We start from the raw sequence: 1271 nt of genomic DNA on the forward strand, positions 1-1271 counted from the left end.
GCATCGCCCGATCAAGACGGCGCCTTCGGATTCAGCTGAAGACATCGAGCTCGGCATCGACCTTGGCCCGGAACCCCTCGCCGTCGTCGGCGAATCCGGTGACCTCGTCGAGCGCCCGCTTGCGGCCGTTCGCGTTCATCTTCCAGCCGCGACCCCAGCGCTTGTCGGCGTAGCGCTCGAAACGCTCGGCCACGACACCCAGCGCCGCGGCGGCCTGTGCCACCCTTGCAGCCTCGTCGCCGCCGTTGCCCGCCTGCTCGCGCTGCGCTGCGGGCCGGGCGCCGCTGGCCGGAATGGCTGCCCTGCCGGGACCGCCATGCGAGGCCGACGTCGCGGCACGATCGGGTGCCGGTCCGTATGCCGGTGCAGCCCGAGGTGAGGACGCGGACGCGTCGATCACGCCATCGTCGCCGACCACCGATCCGCGACCGATGCCGCGCTCCGCGGTCCCGCCCTCGAGCACGCTCAGCGCCTCGGCAGCGCGCGCTTCGGCGCCGTCCAGTCCTTCGTCGGGCCGCAGCAGCGCCGCCACGTCGACCGGCGCCTCGAGTTCGATCAGCCACTGCGAAGTGCGCACCGGCCGGCCCTCCTCGTCGATCCGAGGCACTTCGACCAGCCGCTTGGCCAGGTAGAACGGCGTGTGCCTGCCGTCCAGGAAGCCTGAGATGCGGCCGCCCCGCATGAAGCCGATGGTCTGGAACTTCTGGATCGCGGCGTTCATCGCGTAGAAGCTGTTGGTTGGCAGCTCGAAGGCGCTGATCGACTTGATCCCGGGGATGAAGAAGATGAACCGTCCCGACAGGTTGCACTTTCGGTCCTGGTACTCGGCGCAGGATTCGGGATCGCACAGGCCGCCGTTGTCGGCGCGGCGCATGGTCTTGCGACCGCCCCAGACGCGGATGGCCCGGCGCGTGCCGCTAACCACCGGCACGGGCGCGTGACTCATACAGTAGCGGGTCTGGCCGTCCGCGGCGTACTCCGACCAGAAGCGTCGCTCGTTGGCCGTCCACGCCACCAGTTCATGCGGCATCACCGACTGCCACGCATCGGCCGGAAAGACCACCGGGAACCGGTACAGCCGCTTCACCCCGTCGCCCCGGTCTTCGCCGAAAAGGTCCGTGATCTGCCGCGCGATCTCCGGATTCGGGAAGTCCTCCCCACGCACCGTGAAGTAGGGGACGTTCTTCGGCGCCAGCGGGTTCTTCAGGTCCGGCACTGCGTCGGCGATCTCCCGCTCGATGCTGTCGAAGCTCTTGCCCTGTTCGACGCCG

At 69.3% G+C, this 1271-nt stretch carries 1 protein-coding gene; it reads right to left on the reverse strand.

Annotated features, from left to right (window positions below; all coding sequences use genetic code 11):
* Nucleotides 1-31: 31 nt before the first annotated feature.
* A partial coding sequence (locus VYI76_RS02585) for a recombination directionality factor (protein ID WP_326523215.1) occupies nucleotides 32-1271 on the reverse strand: 1240 nt, incomplete at its 5' end.

Origin of the sequence: Sphingomonas sp. (assembly GCF_035910975.1) — a bacterium.
Classification (GTDB): Bacteria; Pseudomonadota; Alphaproteobacteria; order Sphingomonadales; family Sphingomonadaceae; genus Sphingomonas.